The organism is Paraburkholderia sp. SIMBA_054, from assembly GCF_046534875.1.
Taxonomy (GTDB): domain Bacteria; phylum Pseudomonadota; class Gammaproteobacteria; order Burkholderiales; family Burkholderiaceae; genus Paraburkholderia; species Paraburkholderia hospita.
On record NZ_JAWRXV010000088.1, the window covers coordinates 1 to 16,350 of the forward strand.

The 16,350-nt window shown below is 60.5% G+C and carries 18 protein-coding genes; 5 read left to right on the plus strand and 13 right to left on the minus strand.

Annotated elements, in window-relative coordinates; genetic code table 11:
* The 8 genes from SB822_RS50065 to SB822_RS50100 all read right to left on the minus strand — a co-directional run.
* On the minus strand, positions 1-626 hold a 626-nt coding region (locus SB822_RS50065; RefSeq protein WP_410858233.1), incomplete at its 3' end, for a hypothetical protein.
* Between the two features lie 85 nt (positions 627-711).
* Entirely contained in the window at positions 712-1,272 is a 561-nt protein-coding gene (locus SB822_RS50070) for a phospholipase D family protein (RefSeq protein WP_410858234.1), read from the minus strand.
* 556 nt (positions 1,273-1,828) lie between these two features.
* Positions 1,829-4,150, minus strand: coding sequence for an AAA family ATPase (locus SB822_RS50075; RefSeq protein ID WP_410858235.1), 2,322 nt, complete (start codon positions 4,148-4,150; stop codon positions 1,829-1,831).
* Positions 4,138-4,671, minus strand: a complete 534-nt coding sequence (locus SB822_RS50080) for a hypothetical protein (RefSeq protein ID WP_410858236.1) — start codon at positions 4,669-4,671, stop codon at positions 4,138-4,140. The genes SB822_RS50075 and SB822_RS50080 overlap by 13 nt, the downstream gene beginning before the upstream one ends.
* A gap of 221 nt (positions 4,672-4,892) precedes the next feature.
* Complete coding sequence (locus SB822_RS50085) at positions 4,893-6,272, minus strand: metallophosphoesterase family protein (RefSeq protein ID WP_410858237.1); 1,380 nt, start codon at positions 6,270-6,272, stop codon at positions 4,893-4,895.
* Positions 6,273-6,402: 130 nt separating this feature from the next.
* Complete coding sequence (locus SB822_RS50090; protein WP_410858238.1) at positions 6,403-6,612, minus strand: hypothetical protein; 210 nt, start codon at positions 6,610-6,612, stop codon at positions 6,403-6,405.
* 167 nt (positions 6,613-6,779) lie between these two features.
* Positions 6,780-8,090, minus strand: a complete 1,311-nt coding sequence (locus SB822_RS50095; RefSeq protein ID WP_410858239.1) for a hypothetical protein — start codon at positions 8,088-8,090, stop codon at positions 6,780-6,782.
* Positions 8,087-8,353 carry a hypothetical protein gene (locus SB822_RS50100; RefSeq protein WP_410858262.1) on the minus strand — a complete coding sequence of 89 codons (267 nt, stop codon included), beginning with the start codon at positions 8,351-8,353 and terminating at the stop codon, positions 8,087-8,089. Before SB822_RS50100 ends, SB822_RS50095 begins: the two co-directional genes overlap by 4 nt.
* Before the next feature lie 663 nt (positions 8,354-9,016).
* On the opposite strand from SB822_RS50100, the gene SB822_RS50105 reads away from it, so the two are divergent.
* From SB822_RS50105 to SB822_RS50125, 5 genes are all read left to right on the plus strand, one after another.
* Positions 9,017-9,619, plus strand: coding sequence for a DUF1845 domain-containing protein (locus SB822_RS50105; RefSeq protein WP_410858240.1), 603 nt, complete (start codon positions 9,017-9,019; stop codon positions 9,617-9,619).
* Positions 9,620-9,693: 74 nt separating this feature from the next.
* Positions 9,694-10,602, plus strand: a complete 909-nt coding sequence (locus tag SB822_RS50110; protein WP_410858241.1) for a hypothetical protein — start codon at positions 9,694-9,696, stop codon at positions 10,600-10,602.
* Positions 10,603-10,613: 11 nt separating this feature from the next.
* Positions 10,614-11,090 (plus strand): polymer-forming cytoskeletal protein, encoded by a 477-nt coding sequence (locus SB822_RS50115; RefSeq protein ID WP_086916682.1) that lies wholly within the window; start codon positions 10,614-10,616, stop codon positions 11,088-11,090.
* Between the two features lie 137 nt (positions 11,091-11,227).
* The gene (locus tag SB822_RS50120) at positions 11,228-11,416 is read left to right on the plus strand and encodes a hypothetical protein (protein WP_410858242.1); all 189 of its coding nucleotides are present in this window, start codon (positions 11,228-11,230) and stop codon (positions 11,414-11,416) included.
* 2 nt (positions 11,417-11,418) lie between these two features.
* Positions 11,419-11,931: a hypothetical protein gene (locus tag SB822_RS50125; protein WP_133062189.1), complete on the plus strand. Its 513-nt coding sequence runs from the start codon at positions 11,419-11,421 to the stop codon at positions 11,929-11,931.
* A 183-nt stretch (positions 11,932-12,114) separates the two neighbouring features.
* Here the strand turns inward: SB822_RS50125 and SB822_RS50130 are convergent, their stop codons facing one another.
* The 5 genes from SB822_RS50130 to SB822_RS50150 all read right to left on the minus strand — a co-directional run bounded on the left by SB822_RS50130 (position 12,115) and on the right by SB822_RS50150 (position 16,347).
* Positions 12,115-13,839 (minus strand): ATP-dependent helicase, encoded by a 1,725-nt coding sequence (locus tag SB822_RS50130; RefSeq protein ID WP_410858243.1) that lies wholly within the window; start codon positions 13,837-13,839, stop codon positions 12,115-12,117.
* Between the two features lie 9 nt (positions 13,840-13,848).
* Positions 13,849-14,679, minus strand: a complete 831-nt coding sequence (locus tag SB822_RS50135; RefSeq protein WP_086916686.1) for an ATPase — start codon at positions 14,677-14,679, stop codon at positions 13,849-13,851.
* A 331-nt stretch (positions 14,680-15,010) separates the two neighbouring features.
* The gene (locus SB822_RS50140; RefSeq protein ID WP_410858244.1) at positions 15,011-15,625 is read right to left on the minus strand and encodes a DUF4400 domain-containing protein; all 615 of its coding nucleotides are present in this window, start codon (positions 15,623-15,625) and stop codon (positions 15,011-15,013) included.
* Positions 15,618-15,872, minus strand: a complete 255-nt coding sequence (locus tag SB822_RS50145) for a hypothetical protein (RefSeq protein ID WP_410858245.1) — start codon at positions 15,870-15,872, stop codon at positions 15,618-15,620. Before SB822_RS50145 ends, SB822_RS50140 begins: the two co-directional genes overlap by 8 nt.
* Positions 15,829-16,347 (minus strand): hypothetical protein, encoded by a 519-nt coding sequence (locus tag SB822_RS50150; RefSeq protein WP_086916689.1) that lies wholly within the window; start codon positions 16,345-16,347, stop codon positions 15,829-15,831. Before SB822_RS50150 ends, SB822_RS50145 begins: the two co-directional genes overlap by 44 nt.
* Between the last annotated feature and the right edge of the window lie 3 nt (positions 16,348-16,350).

A 16,350-nucleotide genomic window follows, 5' to 3' on the forward strand; every position in this document is an offset into this window, starting at 1 on the left:
CGACGCGCGAGTAGCCCCCACGCTTCGGCTGTCGATTCCTTCCACTCGGTTGATCCGCCGATGAAGATTCCAACGACGGGCGAGAGGTATGGCGCGACGTCCTCCAGTTGCATCCCGTTCTGCACGGCGATGAGCAGTTGCGAGGGCATGCCTCGCAGACGCTCCATCCACCGCAATGAGAAGTCGAGAGAAGCGAGGCCACCCTGCACGACATCCGGAAGGACGATCCAGTCAGCGCGCTCACCGAGCTTGTCGACGACCGCCAGGAACGCGCCCTCGTCGAACGGTTCGCCTCGCTGGTAGGCGGTCCACGCGCCGTTGTCGATCGCGTAGCGCATGCCTTCGGTCCGGTGTTCGCCCTTCGCCGAGACGAGGAGATGCCAGCCGGCAAGCGCCAGCGCATCAAGGTTACGGCGCGTGCCAGTACGACTTGCATAGCCCACCATCGGTGGGCGGTGCATGATCAGACGCTCCTCAACCTCGGGATCATCATCAGCGCTCCCATCGACGCAGTAGTAATCAGCGTACGCCATCACCGCTTGCGCCCAGCCCTGCTTCTCGCCATTTGCATACGGCGCGAGCCAGCGAGGCATTGCAGCCGTTGATAGTGGTGCTGCATTAACCATGAAAACTCCACAAGTGAATGCGGAGCGACCCCGGCGGGATCGCTTTCCCGCGGGGTCATAGAAAAATAGCGAGGCTGTGTCGCCGTTAGCGGGCGCGGTACGGCTCGCCTTGCGACGTCACTGCCTTCCAGTCATCCAGATACGCCTTCGCAATCTCTGGATGGTTCGACAGCACGAGCACGTTTTCAGAATTCACGCGTGCGGCCGCCTGGCTGTAGTTATACGAACCGGTCTCGACCGTCGCGTTGTCCACTACAAAGAACTTGCTGTGCTGCATGGGAAATGCGCGAACGACAATGACCGGCACGCCTGCATGCGCGAGCGCGCCCATTGCGGCCGCAGCTTTTCCACTACGGTCTTCGTCGACGTTGCTGCGGTAATCGACAGTGACTGCCACATCCACACCGCGCCGCTTCGCATCGAGCAATGCTCTAACGACTGGCGCCGCAGTGAACGAGTAGGCCATCATTCGTATCGACTGCCGTGCGCTGCGGATGGTTTGCAGCACAAGCTGCTCCGCACCTCCGTCCGGCGAAAAGGCGACCTGTACATCGTTTGTCGCGCTGAAAGCGGGTTGCGTCCATAGCAGGCCAGCGCCCCCTACCAGCGCGCCGACCACCGTCGCAATGACAATCTGCTTTTTCATGGGAAGCTCCGTTGGTTTACCGGAAAAAGCCCCGGTCCCTGTAAGGGGCGCCGGGGCGTTTCAATGCCCGCTCAACTGCAGGTTTTGGGATGGCTGACCGGATATGTGATCAGCCTGCCGTCCGGACAAACGCGAAAGTCACCAGGCTCGCCTCGCGGGGCATGAACGACAATCGCGGGAAGCGCGCTTACTGCGTGCGCCTGTGGCTGCGCAGTACAGGCGCAGAGCGCCGAAGAGCCTGCTGCCAACAGCAGCAAAAGTAAATTTTCCATCGTGGTTTCTCGAGAAAAGGGAAGGTGCTCTGCTTACGCGGTGCGCAGTTCAGAAGGGTCGGCCGTCTGGACAGTGACCCACTTGTCATCGACAAGAACGTCACGCAACAGTGAGCCGTTCAAGACATAGACGTGAGTGTTTCCAGACCGCGGCACGGCAGGACGAACCGAGACCGTCACTGTTTCGGTACGGGTTCGGGAATGATTGATTGACATGGCGTTTCTCGTAAGGAAAAGGCGAGAAACGCCATGTGGGCGTTCCCCACAGGGTTAAAAAGATTGCGTCATGCGGCCAGTGCCTGAACATCGATCACGGCGTCGGCCTCGCTGACGAGGTCGGGCGTTTGCGAGATGAAAAACTCCCGCTCATACCCGCCCTGCTTCAGCACCTCCCGCTTCATCCGCATGAACTGCAGCTTGCGCTGCGGATCGAGCGGACCATCGGACTCGTCACTGAAAAGCGTCTGGTAAGGCTGACCAGTGTTCTGCGCCTGATAGAGCGCAATGCCACGTGTCAGACACTCGTTGATCCAGACCTTCTGGCCACCGGACATCACCGACACCGACTTCGTGCTATCGGCTTCCGCGTCATGCACAAGGATCTCGAAACCCTCACGCAGTTCGCCGTTTGCAAGCGCGCGCTGCGTGCGGATCTCGACCGTGAAGCGTGTGCCGTAGCAAGCCAGCAGCAGCCTGTTGACGGTGTCAGCCAGTGCGGGACCCGCGTCGTCGATCGTCAACGCAATGACGCCGTCGTTGCCTAGCCCCTTTGCGAGCAGCTTCCACTGCGCAATCTCATCGGACAGCCGGTCGGCGCGCCGTTGCGTAGCAGAAAACCCGTTCAGGTCCCTCGCCAATCCGTCAGCTTCAGCTTGCAGCACCGTCTGGGCGCGGATCGCACCTTCGATCCTGCCCTCGAGCGCAGCGACTGCTTCGCGATTTGCGGCCAGCTTCCGGTCGGTCTCTGCAATTGCGGCCGTCACATCGACGGCTGCAAGCTGCTTCGACTCCTGCTGGATTCTGGCCATCTCCGCCGTCATACGTGCCTTTTCAGACTCGTATCGGGCAGCTCGCGCAGCCGCTTCTTCCGCGACGTCCCTAAGTTCCGCGTTGGCAGATTCAAGGCCCTTCGCAGCAGCATCAAGGAGTGGCTTGCTGGCAGCGAGTTCAGTCGCCGCCTGCAGATCACGTCGAGCGTCGCTCAGGGTGCGGGTCAACACAGCAAGTTCGCCGCGCTTTTCCGCAAGCTCTGCGACAACCGGAGCCAGCAGGTCGGCCTGCGCTTTCTTTTCGCGATACTTCGCACGAAGTTCGGCCACCGACACACGTTGCTCTTCTGCCTGCGATCTAGCCTGCAGCGCCTGACTGAGCAACGGACACGTGGCATGCATCGCATGCCCCCCACACGGCACCTGGTCGACGACTGCAGCCTGCTTCGTCAACGTCTCGAAGTGGGCCGCTTTCGTCTGACCCTGTGTCATAAGGCCCGAAAGCGCGGTCTGAAGCGTCGCATGACTGACCTGCTTCGCTTCCAGATCGCCGATCAGACGCTGCAGAGGCTCCAGCCTTGCCTCCTCGCGACCGATTAGCAGTTGCGCTGCTTCGCGCTTCGCCGCCGCTCCCAGAATCGCTTCCTTGCGGGCAAGCGTCGCCTGATGAGTCGTCACCGTCTGCTTCAGGGAATTCACGCGCTGCTGGGTCCGAGCGGCTGCTGCCCGCTCATCGCCATCGAGCGTTTGCACGCCCTTGACCAGTTCTTGCGCGCGGACTGACAGTTCGCGCAGACGAGCTTCGGCAGTTACCGATTCGCCCGCCTTGGCGGCCAGCGTCGCACGCTCCTGAGTCAGCTTTGCGGCTTCCTCAAGCTTCAGATCCCGTTGTGCACGCGCATCGCGTAGAAGTTCGCCCTGTGCAAGCACGGAGCGTTCGACATCCGCCTTACGCTGCCGCTTGCCCGCGAGTGCAGTCAGGTCCGTCTGGATTTCATCGAGAGCACGGCCAAGAATCTTCGCGACGTCGCCGGCTTTCGCCGACAGCGCTTTGAGGTTTTCAATGCCGAGCATCTCCGCGAGCAGCGTCTTGATCTCTCCCGCGCCATACGACGCGAGCGGCCGCCGGTTCTGCGCGGAGAAGACACTGGTGAAAAAGCTTTGAAGCGAGCCGTTGATGGCTTCGACACAGCGGTTATACGTCGCCGCCTTGCCGTCCGAGACTGTGCCGTCGGGCAAAGTAACGGGATGCCACGCGCCATCCGATCCACGCCATGCAAGGTAGTACTCCGCCTTGCCTGTCTTGCCGGGCTTCCTGAAAGAAAACGTCGAGCGGTAACGGATACCATCGTGCTCCCACTCAAGTTCCTTCAGCGCACTGGTGCCACAGATGTGGTCCCAATACGAAAAGGCATCGACCGAAAGGATCGAGGCATGCGACGGCATGATCGGATACGGATGCAGGTTATCCATGATCGTTGTCTTGCCCGCCCCGTTAGGGCCGACGAGCGCGATCAGGCCTTCCGGCAACGACTCCAGATCAAGCGTGACGCTCTCGCGCCTCATCCCGTCACGAACGCCGTAAAAGCCTTCGAGCGTCAGTTTCAGAGGCCGCATGACGACACCTCCATCGATTCGGACATTGCTGCCATACGCGAATAGAAGGCGACATCGTCATAGTCGGGAAAAGGCTCGACCATCGGGTCGACTCTCTCTGCAACCGCCACAGGCGCATGAAGCTTGCCTGCGATTGCTGCCTCGACTTTTTCACAGGCCCGGGCAAATTCGCGGCGGGCACACGTGAGAAGTTCGTCCCAACCGACATAGCCGGTCAGGGTGCGAATCTCCATTGGGGACCATTGCGTCGCCATGCCCATGTGATAAGACCAGAGCAGGTGCTGCATTTCGACGGCAGCCGTGACAACGACCTGATTCGATCCAGGCGTCGTCGAACGAAGGACGAGCATCGGGCCGGACTGCGCAAGCACTGCTCCGCGATCCTTCCCAAAGGGTTGGTGAAGAATCGCGGGCGTGAAGTTGGCGTGGTCGACGAGTGATTTCTGGATGTTGCGTTCGTCCTGATCGTCCAGGGCGAACACGCGAACCCACTCAGAACCAGCAGGATATAGACCAAACATGATTGCACTCCGTAAGTAACGGACGGAGTGCGCCCCGGTAGGGATCGCTCCCCGCCAGGGTAAAAAAAATGAAACTGCTGAGAAAGGTAAAGCAACGACTACATCGATGCGTCGTAGGACGCGGTGAAACCTCGTTTCGATAGCTGCGATAGCTATCGGAACAGGGCTACTGTTCCACTGCAGGAGAGCCATACCGGCCTCTCCCGCATTCGGGCAGCAAACTACGCTGCAAACAGATCATCTTCGAGCCACGACTTCTGCGCTGCGGGCACGACCTCTACCGTCGCATCAGGCACCGTATCGCTTTCAGACGAAGGGACCGGCTCAGGCAGCGATGGCACAGCACTGTCGCCAACAGCAGCGCTGGCTACATCATCATCGGTCAGGCCGGCAAGCACCGCGGCAGCAATCGCCTCCGGATAGCCGGACTCGAGCAACCGGAACCGTTCAACGATGGGCGCAGCTTCAACGTTCGCATGCTCGGCCCACCGTTCGATCTTGCGGTCGACCGTCGGCTCGATACTGATGCCCTGCGATCGCGAGCGAACGACCGGCAGGATGCGCGGCTCGAGCTTGAGAGCCGACGCGCCAGCGAACAGAGCTTCGATTGCGTCCCGGTCTACCGATTGACGATGCTCCTCGTCGACCTGCCAACGAACACGAACGAACTTGTCGCCTGCCTCGGCAGCAATGGCAGCGAGTCGCTCCATGTCCGGAGGGCCGTCGAAGTCAACGCAGACCGTCTCCCGCGCCGGCGTTGGAACAAGCAACGCTCTCGCGTTCCCCGTCTCAACGTCCCACGTCAGATAGCCTTTGTCGCCTTCCTCGCCGTAGTGAAACCGGCCAGGGGAACCCGCATAGGCAACAACACGGCCACCGCGCTCCCACTGCTGCGACTTGTGTATGTGGCCCAGCATGAAGGCATCGCATTCGGCCTCGAACAATGCACCGAGTGAAAACTCGTGATCGAAGCCCGCCATCGTGACGCCATGCTCAGTCGTGCAACCGTTGACAGTGCCGTGCGACACACCGACCGTTCGAATGCCTGCTGCCCGAAGCCGTGCATTGATTCGCCCAGCCGCTGCCAGATAGTCACCCAGCACCGCCTCAAGCCCGGTTGCTGCATTCTTTGCGCCGACCGCGGCCGCCAGTTGCCCCTTGTTGATGGACGGCAAACAGGTGAACACAACGTCGGCGCCAAGCTTCAGCACGCTCGCAAGCTCCTCGTCGTTGAAGACAGGGCCTGTGGATTCGAAGAAACGCCCCTCGAACAGGCTGACCTGCTGTACGCGCTCCGCAATGAAAACCGGGTGAGTGGTTCCCATCAGCGCGAAGTTACGCAGCGTGCCGGGCGGCTCATGCGAAAACGTGCCTTGCAGCATGAGAACCGGCATACCGAGTGACAGACGGTTGATATTTGTCGCCAGCCGGTTTAGAGCCGGCGCATGTGCATCGAGCCTATGGTCTGTCGAGTCGCCGGAGATCACTGCGACATCCATGCAGCGATTGAGCGCGTCATCGACCGCGTAGGAAAAACACCGGTCAGCCTCATCAAGGTTTTCCGGCGAGTAATGCAGGTCAGAAATGTGAGCGATTTTCACGTCGCCTCCTGAAAAAGAAAAAGGCCGCCCGTGGGCGGCCTCAATGGATGGTGCGCCAGGCGGCGCAGTTGAAAAAGTCAGCGGGACAGGGTGTCGCGCACCTTCATCAGCGTGATGCCCGTTGAAACTCCTAGAAGACCGTGATGCGCCCGTCGCCCTCTCCCCAGTTAATCTGCAGCTTCGCAGGTGCGGGTTCGATAAACGACGTGCTCATGCACTGCTGACATTGGACAACGATCCGCTGCGTTCGATCCGCGGTGAAGACCTTGAACAGGTCTCCACCACAACCACCGCAACGCATCTCCTGCAGACCCGTCAGGGCGCTCAGATCGTTCGACATAACGTTGATACTCCATCAGACAGGAAGATGATCCGCCGTCAGGCGGAAGGATTCGATGCGCAGGGATGCGCGGTCGAAAGCACTTGAGCAAGTGTCGCTTGCTGAAGGGTTCTCGTTACGCGAAAGTGAAGAAAGGAACGACCAGCCCCGAAGGGGCCGGTCCAAGGTTAGACGTAGGTCTTTGCCTGCAAGATCTCGTCATCAAGCACAGCGCGATCGTCGAGCGCTGCCGTGAGGCGCGCGTTCATCTGATCAACGTCTGCCGGTCTTTCCGCCCAGCCGCGCCCGAATCTGACGTGCGCGAAGCGCCGGAAATCCTGCTGGCGATCCGGCTGGCTGAGCCCCAGGCGGTTAAGCAGATCGGACATGCGGTGACGCTTGTCTTGAAGCGACTCGCCCTCTTCGGGCTCGCCACCGCCGTCGGCACCTGCGCTGCTTGCGCCGGCCGTTTCGCCCTGCATCCGCGCAACGGTCCCGGAGCCTGCCTCTGTCATGGCCTGCGACAGGACCTCGACATTGCCACCGGCTTCGATCAGGCCAACTGCGCGAGTCGCCGCTTCGAGCGCTGGCTGCGGCTCATCGCCTGCATCCAGCAATGCCCCGAGATCGATATCCGCATCGAGCACAGTAAGCATCTGCTTCTGACGCACCGGCTGCCCGTTGTCGTCGATCCGCGTGATGTCGAACTCCTTCTTCGACAGCCAGAAGCGCGTGCCGGTCAGCCTGCCTCGCGCGAGCGAGACCGTCTGCATGGCGGAATACGCTTTCTGCAGGACATAAATCGAATTCGTCGGAAGTTCGATGAGTCCCAAGCCTTTCACGTCGGGAATTGCAAACACGAAGTTGGCGCTCAGGTTGCACTTGCGTTCCTGATACTGCGGACACACGTGCGGATCGCAGATTCCGTCGGGAATGTCGTCATCCTGACGCTGGATGACAAGGCGACCACCGAATGTCCGCCGCGCCCGCTTCGCACGCTCATCGCGCTCAACCGGTGCATACGTCTTGCAGTACCGCTTGCCGTCACGGCCGTACTCCGAGAAATACTGCCGTCCTGTCGTCGTATAGGCCGCCATCTGATTAGGCACATTACGCAGCCAGTCGTCGAAGGCGAACATCACCGGGAAGCGGTGCAGCTTGAGGCCGTCGCCGCGATCCTCTCCGTAGAGCTTCAGAATTTCATCGGCGGTGTCAGGATTCGAGAAGTCCGACCGTCTGCAGGTGAAATGCGCGACGTTTCTCGGAATCAGCGCATTTCGAAGATTCAGCTTCGATTCGATCACCTTTCCGATCGTCTCGTACGAGTCGCCAGCGGCCACCATTTCGTCGTACAGCTTCACGGCAGCCGGATTGCCCTGCGCGTTGCGTGTAAGAACCTTGATACCGGGCCGGATCTTGCCAATGATCGGCGGTCGGATTGCGCGCTCTTCGACCAGACTGCGAGGCGCGTTGTCGAACATCTGGACGACGGCATTCATGATGGCTTCCTTGCGAGAAAAAAGATGGCGTTCGTGCGTAGCGTGCTGGCCTGGGATTCGATCTCCCGGGCTGCGGCGCTACCGCGTCGTTCGCTGACATGGTGGATAAAAACAGAGCGCTGGGCGTCGCTGTACATCGCAACCTGCGCAATTTCACAGCGGCTGCGCCAGGCGTCGGATGACGTATCCGAAGCAGCACGTTCGTGATCGATCTGATGCTTGATAGCCTCGGCAATACGCTCGTTGAGGCGGTCGGGCAACAACATAAACACCTCCAGTTGAGAAAGGCCCATCCGGAATGGATGGGCGAAAAAAAAGCCCGCTCCGGTCAGGGAGCGAGCTTCGTGAATAGGGGATAGATGTGACCTACGCGCCACGTCCCTTCTGGGGACGTGGCGTGCAGGGAGCGGCACCGGAAAGCCGGAGCGCTCTGTCAGAGGACGTAAAGTCGTCCTCGCGCGGCATGGTCACGCCGCGCAACAGCCCTTTTCGGAAAATACATTCCGCCGCAGGAGTCACGGATCAGCCAACTTCGATCGTTCTACCCAGATCAGGCTCTGGAGAGAGAACACCCGAAAACCCGGGTTCGAACGATGTACCGGCGCAAATTGATGCGGGCCAGGGTACGAGTATCACAGCTGAAATAGGGGAGTCAGTAGCTGGCAGACTTAGCACAAGAAGATTTCCACACCGGTAGCTATCCGGTCGGAGCATGCTCAGGAGCACGACTTGGAGAAAATAGATGGACTCCGGGCTTGGAGTCGAGATCGATGCGTCAGAGACGCGGGGTATGGATTGAAGTTTCAGGGCAAATTGCCCTCGCGTGCACGCTAAAGCTCGCAAATTTCATATAGCTTTTCGCCGGCTTGACAACACCTGATTCGATGAGAATGTGTGTGAGAGAACACATATTTCCGAGAACAGTTATGTCTGGCTTCGACACGGAAAAGCCCGAAGGGGTTGATCCAGAACGACTTATTCCCCCTGCGCCCTCAGAGCACGGCTCGACAGGGCTTCGCCCCATCAAGCGCCTCACGAGCGATGACCGACTCGCCCGGATCAATCCTGAGACGCTGACCAAAACCGAGTTGCACTATTACTCGGCGTTTGCGCGGGAATTTGTCAGGTCGGACTACAACTTCTGCGCCGCGAAAATGACAATCGCGCGCGGCGGCAAGCTTCTCGCGCTCGAAGCCGAGTTCCGCAACGCCGAAGCTTACTTCCGCAAGGCCCTCGGCTGGGCGAACCGCCTGCACGGCCGAAACGTCCGCCTGGACCCGGAAACCGTGACACTCGAAATCAAACATCCGATGTCCGGTCGCCTCGTGCGTCTGCTCACGATCTACGACCACCTCTTCCTCAAGACAATGGAGGCGCTCGTTGGGCGCACGCTGATGATGCATGAGCGGAAAGCTGCGCTCGATAGCGCGGAAGCGCGGATCAAGCAGATTCCCTTCCTATGCATCCCGGATAACGATCGCTACGCGCCCGAAGGCGTTCTGCTGCCCGAGGCAACCGAGGCTCACTAAGCGGGCCGCCGCACCGGCTTGACATCGCGTGGCGTGTGCCAGGCTGTACCCAGACAACGAGATGAGGCACTTTAATGGACATTCGAGAAATCCAGCGTCTGCATGCGCAGTTCGCGCCCGACTCGATGGTGATCGACTTGCCCCGGCAGATCGCCGCGCTTCCCTCACCGGGCGACTTTTCGGAAGGAGCGCGCCAGTCTCCGCTCGCGCGAATCGGGCAATCGCCAGAGCACTTCGCGCGCGCGAAATTGGCTAAGGCGGGTCCGCTTGCTCGCGGCGCCGCCATCGCTGTGGCTGCGGCCGCAGTTCTCGGCATGGCAGGTATGGGCGCAGCGTCGCTCTACACCAGCTACCGCGCCAACCACCACGATACCGCCGTTGTGGCTCAACCTGAAAAACAGGCAGCTTCGAAGACGCCCGCCGCCGGGGCGAAGCTTGCGCCTGCTTTTGCTGATATTGACGCAACGCCCGCGCATCCCGTTAGTGCCGCGCCGACCCTGAGCGCAAGCGATTTCGCGTCAGCAGGTTCGCTGGGTCTGACGGCGGATCAGTTCAGGAATTCGGTGAAGACAACGCCGCGCAACACCGGTCCTGCCGCTGCACCGGCGATGACCACCCAAGCGCAATTGGCCGCGGCATCCCCGATCCATCGAGAATCGAACCGGCGCGACTCGCCCGCATCCGCTGCTTCAACAAACGCCACGTCGCAGCCGCAACAGGCAGCAGTAACCGTCGCGGCCCCGACGCCGGCGGCTCCCGCCCCTGAGCGCGCAAAGGCCGAGACGAAACAGACACCGACGGCCGCCGTAGCGCCACAGGCTCCAGCGATCGTAACGCAACCCGCTGCAACTGATAAACCCACGCACCCGGTACGCCGGCATATCTCACGTCCGCGCCCCGAGGCTGCTGACACGGAAACGACCACCGCACCCAAGCCCGCAGCCGCGAACCGCGCAGGCTCCGCTGAAGTGCAAATGTTCTAGGACGCCCTGACATGAAAACGGAACTCAACATCACCCTTATCTCTCCCGGCTGCACGATCACGGGCGACATGATTGTTGATCACGGGGTCAGTTGTTTCGGTCTGCTCGATGGCGGCATCGTCTCGACGCAAGGTCTGCTGCACGTAGGCAGCGGCGGCCTCGTTAAGGGTACGGCGCAGGGGGAGCACGTCCGTATCGATGGCCGCGTCGACGGCAACGTTCATGCACGCGGCTCGCTGGAGATCAACGGTCAGGTGACAGGCGACATCCTGTACTGCGGCACGATCCGGCTCGGACCGAATGCCGCGCTCAACGGCGCGCTCAAGCGCGTGCCGCGCATGCTGACCATCGAGGCAGAACCCATCAGCGCGGCAAGCGAACAGATGCCGGAAGTTTCGGCGCCGGCCCAAGGTCAGCAGGCTGAGACACCATCGGCGACGGAGCGAACGGAATCGAACGTGACCGAGTTCGCACGCGTCAAGGCCTGATCCCGCGACCGTCAAAATCCATGGACTCCGGACCTGCCTTTTCCGCGCGAGACTGGGAATCCGCCGCACAGGAAGCGGCGTTCGGATGCCTTTGCTTTTGCATGGTTAGCGATGGTCGCTTCGTAAACCGTGATGCAATGCCCGACGACACGCCCCACCGCAACCGCTTCTCGCTCCCACAGACATTCTTTGCCAGACACGGAGCGCGGGAGCGCGCGGAACTGATGAACCATCCCGACATTAAACCCGAACCGAGCGCGACGCAGTTGACTGAAGCTGCAGAGCGGATAGAGCGGATCGCCCTTCCCATCGTTGACCAAAGATGACCATGAACATTCTTCGCAAGACTCTTTTCGCGACCACGGTCGCCAGCGCACTGATTACCGGCGCGCATGCTTCAACGACTATCGAGGTGCTGGACGTCTCGTGGTACAAGGACGGAAAGTTGATCGACGGCGCCCGCCATACCCTGGGCGGTGACGGCACGCCACCCCAACCCGTTTTCAAGCAACGCGGCGAACAGGTCGGATACCTGCAATGCACCCGGACGGCGAATCAGATCGACCGTCGCGTCAAGACTGCATTCGTCGGCCGGTCGCTGGCAGTCACTCCTGTAACGCTCGACGGCGATAAGGCGCATCTCATGATCTCCGCGATGGACACCGTGCTCACAGGCAAGCACGAGATCGGGACGGCCGACTGCGTCTCGGAGGTCCTCGATGTCAGCGGATACTCTCAATCGGATATTGCGGTCGACGTCGCCGACGGCAAGACCGTCGACGTTCCGTTGAGCGACCCGCATTACCAGCTTAAAGTCAGCCTGCATCACGAGATCCTCTAATTTCCGGAACGCCTGTCGTGCAATAGATCGAAGTAGGGTTTATACTTAACCCGTCTCCTCTGTGTCTCCTCCGACATGGATTCAGCCCGCCGAGTGCGGGCTTTTTCTTTTGCGGCTCGCCAAATGAAAAAGGGAGCCAACCAAACGGTGGCTCCCTTTCTTCGGGACGGCGCAACGCGACCGCTATGCGGCCTGCTGGAGTGCCTCAACCTGCGCTTCCGTCACAAACCGCGACGCGAAGTTCTTCGACGTGCCGGAAATCATCAGCGTCTCTCTCGCGCGGGTCATGGCCACATAGAACAGGCGACGCTCCTCCGGCTCCGTTGACTTGGCATCGGGCACGACGCTCTCCTCCGATCGCGCAATCCACACGTGATCCCATTCGAGGCCTTTCGAGCTGTGCATGGTTGTCAGAATGAGCGCGCCGGGCGTCGGCTCATTGTTGTTCTGTCGAAGGAACTGCAGCCGGTCTGCGAGCTTGCCCGTAAGCCGAGTCAGGACGTCGTAGGTCGCCTGAATCGTGCGAATCGCAGTTTCCTTCCTGGCATACTTCAGCATCCACTCGTTCACGCCTTCCAGCACCAACGAGTAAAACTTGCGGTCGCACAGCCCGCGCCACTCGGCAAGCCGTTTCATGAATTCGCGGTAATTGGTCGCTACTTCTTCCGGCAAGCCAAGCTCAACCAGTTCCGCGCGCGGCTTCTGGATCAGTTCGGCTCCCATGCTTGCATGCAACGAGCGCAGCTGCTCGGCACTCAAGCCCATGTGGGCCAGCACGGCGTCGAGGCCGGTTTCCTTCACGCGCTCGACGATCTCAAGCAGATTGCACATCAGCGCGCCCTCAGGACGGCTCAGGACGGACGCGCCCGACGCGCGGTAGTACTTCACGCCGTGCGAGCGACAGACGGCTTCCAGCGGGTCGAGAATGCGGTTAGTGCGCGCAAGGATTGCGCAGCTTTTACCCTTGGCGAGCAACGGCGCGAGCGCCTCAACGGCTGACGTCGCCTCCACATACTCGTCCGCATGCCTCGACGCGAGCACGCTGCCGCCGGGCCCCTTCTCCGCGCGCAGTACTTTCGAGATCCGGTCGACATTGTTGCGAATGACACGGTCTGCGGCGGCAAGAATCTCGGAGCGGCACCTATAGTTGCTCCCGAGGACGACGGGCTTCGCGTCGAACTCCTTGATGAACGATTCCATGCCCCGGTAGCCGAGTGCCTCGCGGAACGCGTAGATACTCTGGTCGTCATCGCCAACGACCGTGACGATCGATCCCGCTTTCGCATGAAGTTCGATCCAGCGGTATTGCAGCGGATCGGTGTCCTGGAACTCGTCGACGAGCAGGTAGGTGAAAGGGTAAGGCAATATGGTGCCGTTTTGCATGCCCTCGACGGCGAGCCGGAGCATGTCCTGAAAATCGATCTTGCCGTTTCGCGCGAGCGCCTCCTGATAGGCGTGATAAAGCTGCCCGTCGGCACTTTTCGAATCGCACTGGCCGAAGTTTGTCTTGATCTTCTCGATCGTCGGGATGACGTCCTCCGCCTTCCCGTCCATACCGAGATCCTGCATCACGCGAATCAGAAGGCCGAGCCGGTCGCCGTCGCTAGCGATGTCGAGCGGACGCGAACCGGGCCGCTGAAGCTGCTTGTAGGCGAGAGAGTGAAACGTACCGGCGATCAGCCGTTTCTTCACGGCCTTTCCCGCGACCGCGAGAATCCGCTCGCGCAGCTCGATGGCGGCGTCCTTGGAAAATGTCACCGCACCGACCATTGATGCGTTCTCCTGTAGCAGGAGCGCGGCCTTGGTGGCGATCGTTTTTGTCTTGCCCGCGCCGGGGCAGGCAATCGCCACGCAGTTCTGGCGCAACTGGGCGACTTCCCGCTGCGGAGGGTTCAATTCGTCCAGCATGCCGCCTCCTTAAAGGCCGCGAACCGTCGTCATCAGGCGCAGGTGTGTCATGTACCCGCGCACGCCCAGCGGATTGACCTTCTTCAGGAACCGCACGGTCTCGTCGTCCACGTCGGACTGGTCCCGAATGCCGTTCCAGACCATGAAGTCGAAGTGGTCCATCGCGCGGTCAAACTTCGTGATTGCGGTCAGCACGCGCATCGAAAAGCGCGAATACACCTCCACCTGCATATCCAGCGCCGGCATCGGGATCGACGGCTCGAAGACAAACTCGCCAGCCTGGCGAAGCTCGGCTTCTTTCTGCTGACGGTAGCCTTCCGTCACGCGCGTCACTTCCTCCACATGTGCCTCGATGGCGTCGATCTGCTTTTCGAAGAATTTGTTCACGGACTTTTTGTCTTCCGCGCCGAACGTCGAATCGCCAAAGCGCTGCATGTTGACGCTCATGCGATTCAGGTACGGCCACCATTGTTCGAACAACGGCTTCAGACGCGTGTGATTCAAACGGACCTGGGCCGGCACCACCGCGGCGCCGGAGAGCTGACGCTCCATCAGCTGACGGCCAATTTCACGACGGCGCTTGATGATTGCGATGCGGTCGCTCGCTGGCAGATCGCGAAACAGCTTGCGCGTCTTCGCCACTTCCGCCAGCTTGAGATTCGCCTCATCGCTGGAAATCACGCCTTCCTTATGAAGACGGTCGGCATCCGCCTCCATCTGGTTGAGTTCCAGCTCGACTTCGGTCTGGCCTTCGACATCCGCGCTTGCATGGGCCTCGGGCGGAATCGCGGAATTCACAGCCAGCGTTTTTTCGAGATCAGTTTCTGCCACAGCGCTCATTTGTGCCTCTCCATTTCGTTGGTTAATCGGGCACACGAGAGACGTGTCCCAACAATGTCATTGTTGCGATGGCGAGAATGCAGGAGCGCCCGAAACAGGCACTATTTCGAGTTTCTTTTAGCGATTGGGATACGATCCCGCCCCGCCACAGGCCGCTCGCCAGAAGGTGCGTCAGCACCCGTCACGCGACAGGTGCGGATGGAGGAATCGGGGAGATTTGGTAGAGAAAACGGCGGGGCGCGGCGTCCGCGTTAAAACGCGTTATGGCCACTTCTGCGGAAAGCCCCGGAAATTTACATGTCTTTCCGGGGATCAGATTACAACGTCCCTTCTATCTGGATGACTGGAATGACTCTGCAGCCTTCCAGAGCAGTGCGCCAAGGAGCGCAGCGACCGCGAGCCAGTAACCGGCCAGCACGGGAACCGGCGCGACGAGAACGCCGAACAGCGTACCTGTCACAAGTAGCAGGCCGTGACCTGCCAGATGGAAAGACAGCGGGCTGACGAAACCAGCTGCGGAGGCCTTGATCTTGCGTCGGGCCGTTCCGTCGATAAACATGCCGAACGCGAATAGCAGCGTACCGACGATCCAAATTTTCATGACCATCGCGCGGAACATCATCCGGTAGATCAACAACCAGAAATTTTCTGTCCACGTGTGGGCGAAGCTGGAAAATCCGCCGTCGTTCAGGGCACCGACATTGCCAGAAGCGGTGAGCGTGCGGTGCACGATGCCGTTGTCGACGAACGAGCGCCGGAACAGGTCGTTCGCAGACCGGATGGCTGCGTCAGCCCTCTCTTGCCCGACCGATGCGACAAGCGACTCGGTTTCTGCGTCGGGAATCTCGAAGAATGTGCGATCAGGGATCGCCGGCATCACGGCGATCGCGAGCACCGGGACCAGCAGGAACCAAACCTTGAGGTGCGAACCGAAACGGCTAGCCATGGTGCAGAAGCTTCACGATGAGTAACACGGGGATTGCGGCCGTAGCCAGAAGGCCACCCCAGAAAAGCTGCGGGCGATGCAGACTGATCGAAGCAAGCGCGTAACAGCGCGCGCCCGCGCCCCACGTGAACTGCTCGGGCGGCTTGGCGCCGGGCTCGTCGAAGGCGCTGGCGGTATCGAGCGCACGCCGCGCCATGTCGACATCAACCCGCGACAACTTCGCTATGATCGTAGCGGTGAGCGACATCGTATTCCTCAAAGTATCGACGAAACGCTTCGCCTTGCAGCACGCGTGACGCCAGTTGGAATGCTGCGGTGCGCTCCGTGATGTGTTCCGGGCACCGCTCGTCAACCATCTCAAATTCGCAGTTCGGATGCCGCTCCTCAAAGTCGGGGATCGACTCAAGCATCGGACACCAGACGCTCAGCTTTTCGCCGCGACGCGCGACGTAGCGGCGCGCGTAGAGCGACTTGGCGGGTTCGAACAGTCCCTGCATGAATGCGACGTGCTGATCCCCTGTGCGCTTTGCCCTTTTGAAGCTGCTCAATGCCGATTCGATCATTTCGGCTGCGAGCGGCCCCTTGTCTCCGAGGAAGCGCTCACCGACAAAGTCGGCTACCCGCGAACACGCGAGCTCGAGATCGGGCGCGACGTTAAACACAGGAATCAGCTTGTGCGACAGCTTATGGTCGCGAATGACGTTTTTGAATACAGCGGACATTTG

Bases quoted from the DNA above. Each gene is read 5' to 3' on its own strand.
- SB822_RS50115 (WP_086916682.1), top strand. From the start codon at position 10,614: ATGAAAACGGAACTCAACATCACCCTTATCTCTCCCGGCTGCACGATC.
- SB822_RS50130 (WP_410858243.1), bottom strand. From the start codon at position 13,839: ATGCTGGACGAATTGAACCCTCCGCAGCGGGAAGTCGCCCAGTTGCGC.
- SB822_RS50150 (WP_086916689.1), bottom strand. From the start codon at position 16,347: ATGTCCGCTGTATTCAAAAACGTCATTCGCGACCATAAGCTGTCGCAC.
- SB822_RS50090 (WP_410858238.1), bottom strand. From the start codon at position 6,612: ATGTCGAACGATCTGAGCGCCCTGACGGGTCTGCAGGAGATGCGTTGC.
- SB822_RS50075 (WP_410858235.1), bottom strand. From the start codon at position 4,150: ATGCGGCCTCTGAAACTGACGCTCGAAGGCTTTTACGGCGTTCGTGAC.
- SB822_RS50095 (WP_410858239.1), bottom strand. From the start codon at position 8,090: ATGAATGCCGTCGTCCAGATGTTCGACAACGCGCCTCGCAGTCTGGTC.
- SB822_RS50105 (WP_410858240.1), top strand. From the start codon at position 9,017: ATGTCTGGCTTCGACACGGAAAAGCCCGAAGGGGTTGATCCAGAACGA.
- SB822_RS50070 (WP_410858234.1), bottom strand. From the start codon at position 1,272: ATGAAAAAGCAGATTGTCATTGCGACGGTGGTCGGCGCGCTGGTAGGG.
- SB822_RS50080 (WP_410858236.1), bottom strand. From the start codon at position 4,671: ATGTTTGGTCTATATCCTGCTGGTTCTGAGTGGGTTCGCGTGTTCGCC.
- SB822_RS50135 (WP_086916686.1), bottom strand. From the start codon at position 14,679: ATGAGCGCTGTGGCAGAAACTGATCTCGAAAAAACGCTGGCTGTGAAT.
- SB822_RS50120 (WP_410858242.1), top strand. From the start codon at position 11,228: ATGCCCGACGACACGCCCCACCGCAACCGCTTCTCGCTCCCACAGACA.
- SB822_RS50140 (WP_410858244.1), bottom strand. From the start codon at position 15,625: ATGGCTAGCCGTTTCGGTTCGCACCTCAAGGTTTGGTTCCTGCTGGTC.
- SB822_RS50125 (WP_133062189.1), top strand. From the start codon at position 11,419: ATGAACATTCTTCGCAAGACTCTTTTCGCGACCACGGTCGCCAGCGCA.
- SB822_RS50145 (WP_410858245.1), bottom strand. From the start codon at position 15,872: ATGTCGCTCACCGCTACGATCATAGCGAAGTTGTCGCGGGTTGATGTC.
- SB822_RS50110 (WP_410858241.1), top strand. From the start codon at position 9,694: ATGGACATTCGAGAAATCCAGCGTCTGCATGCGCAGTTCGCGCCCGAC.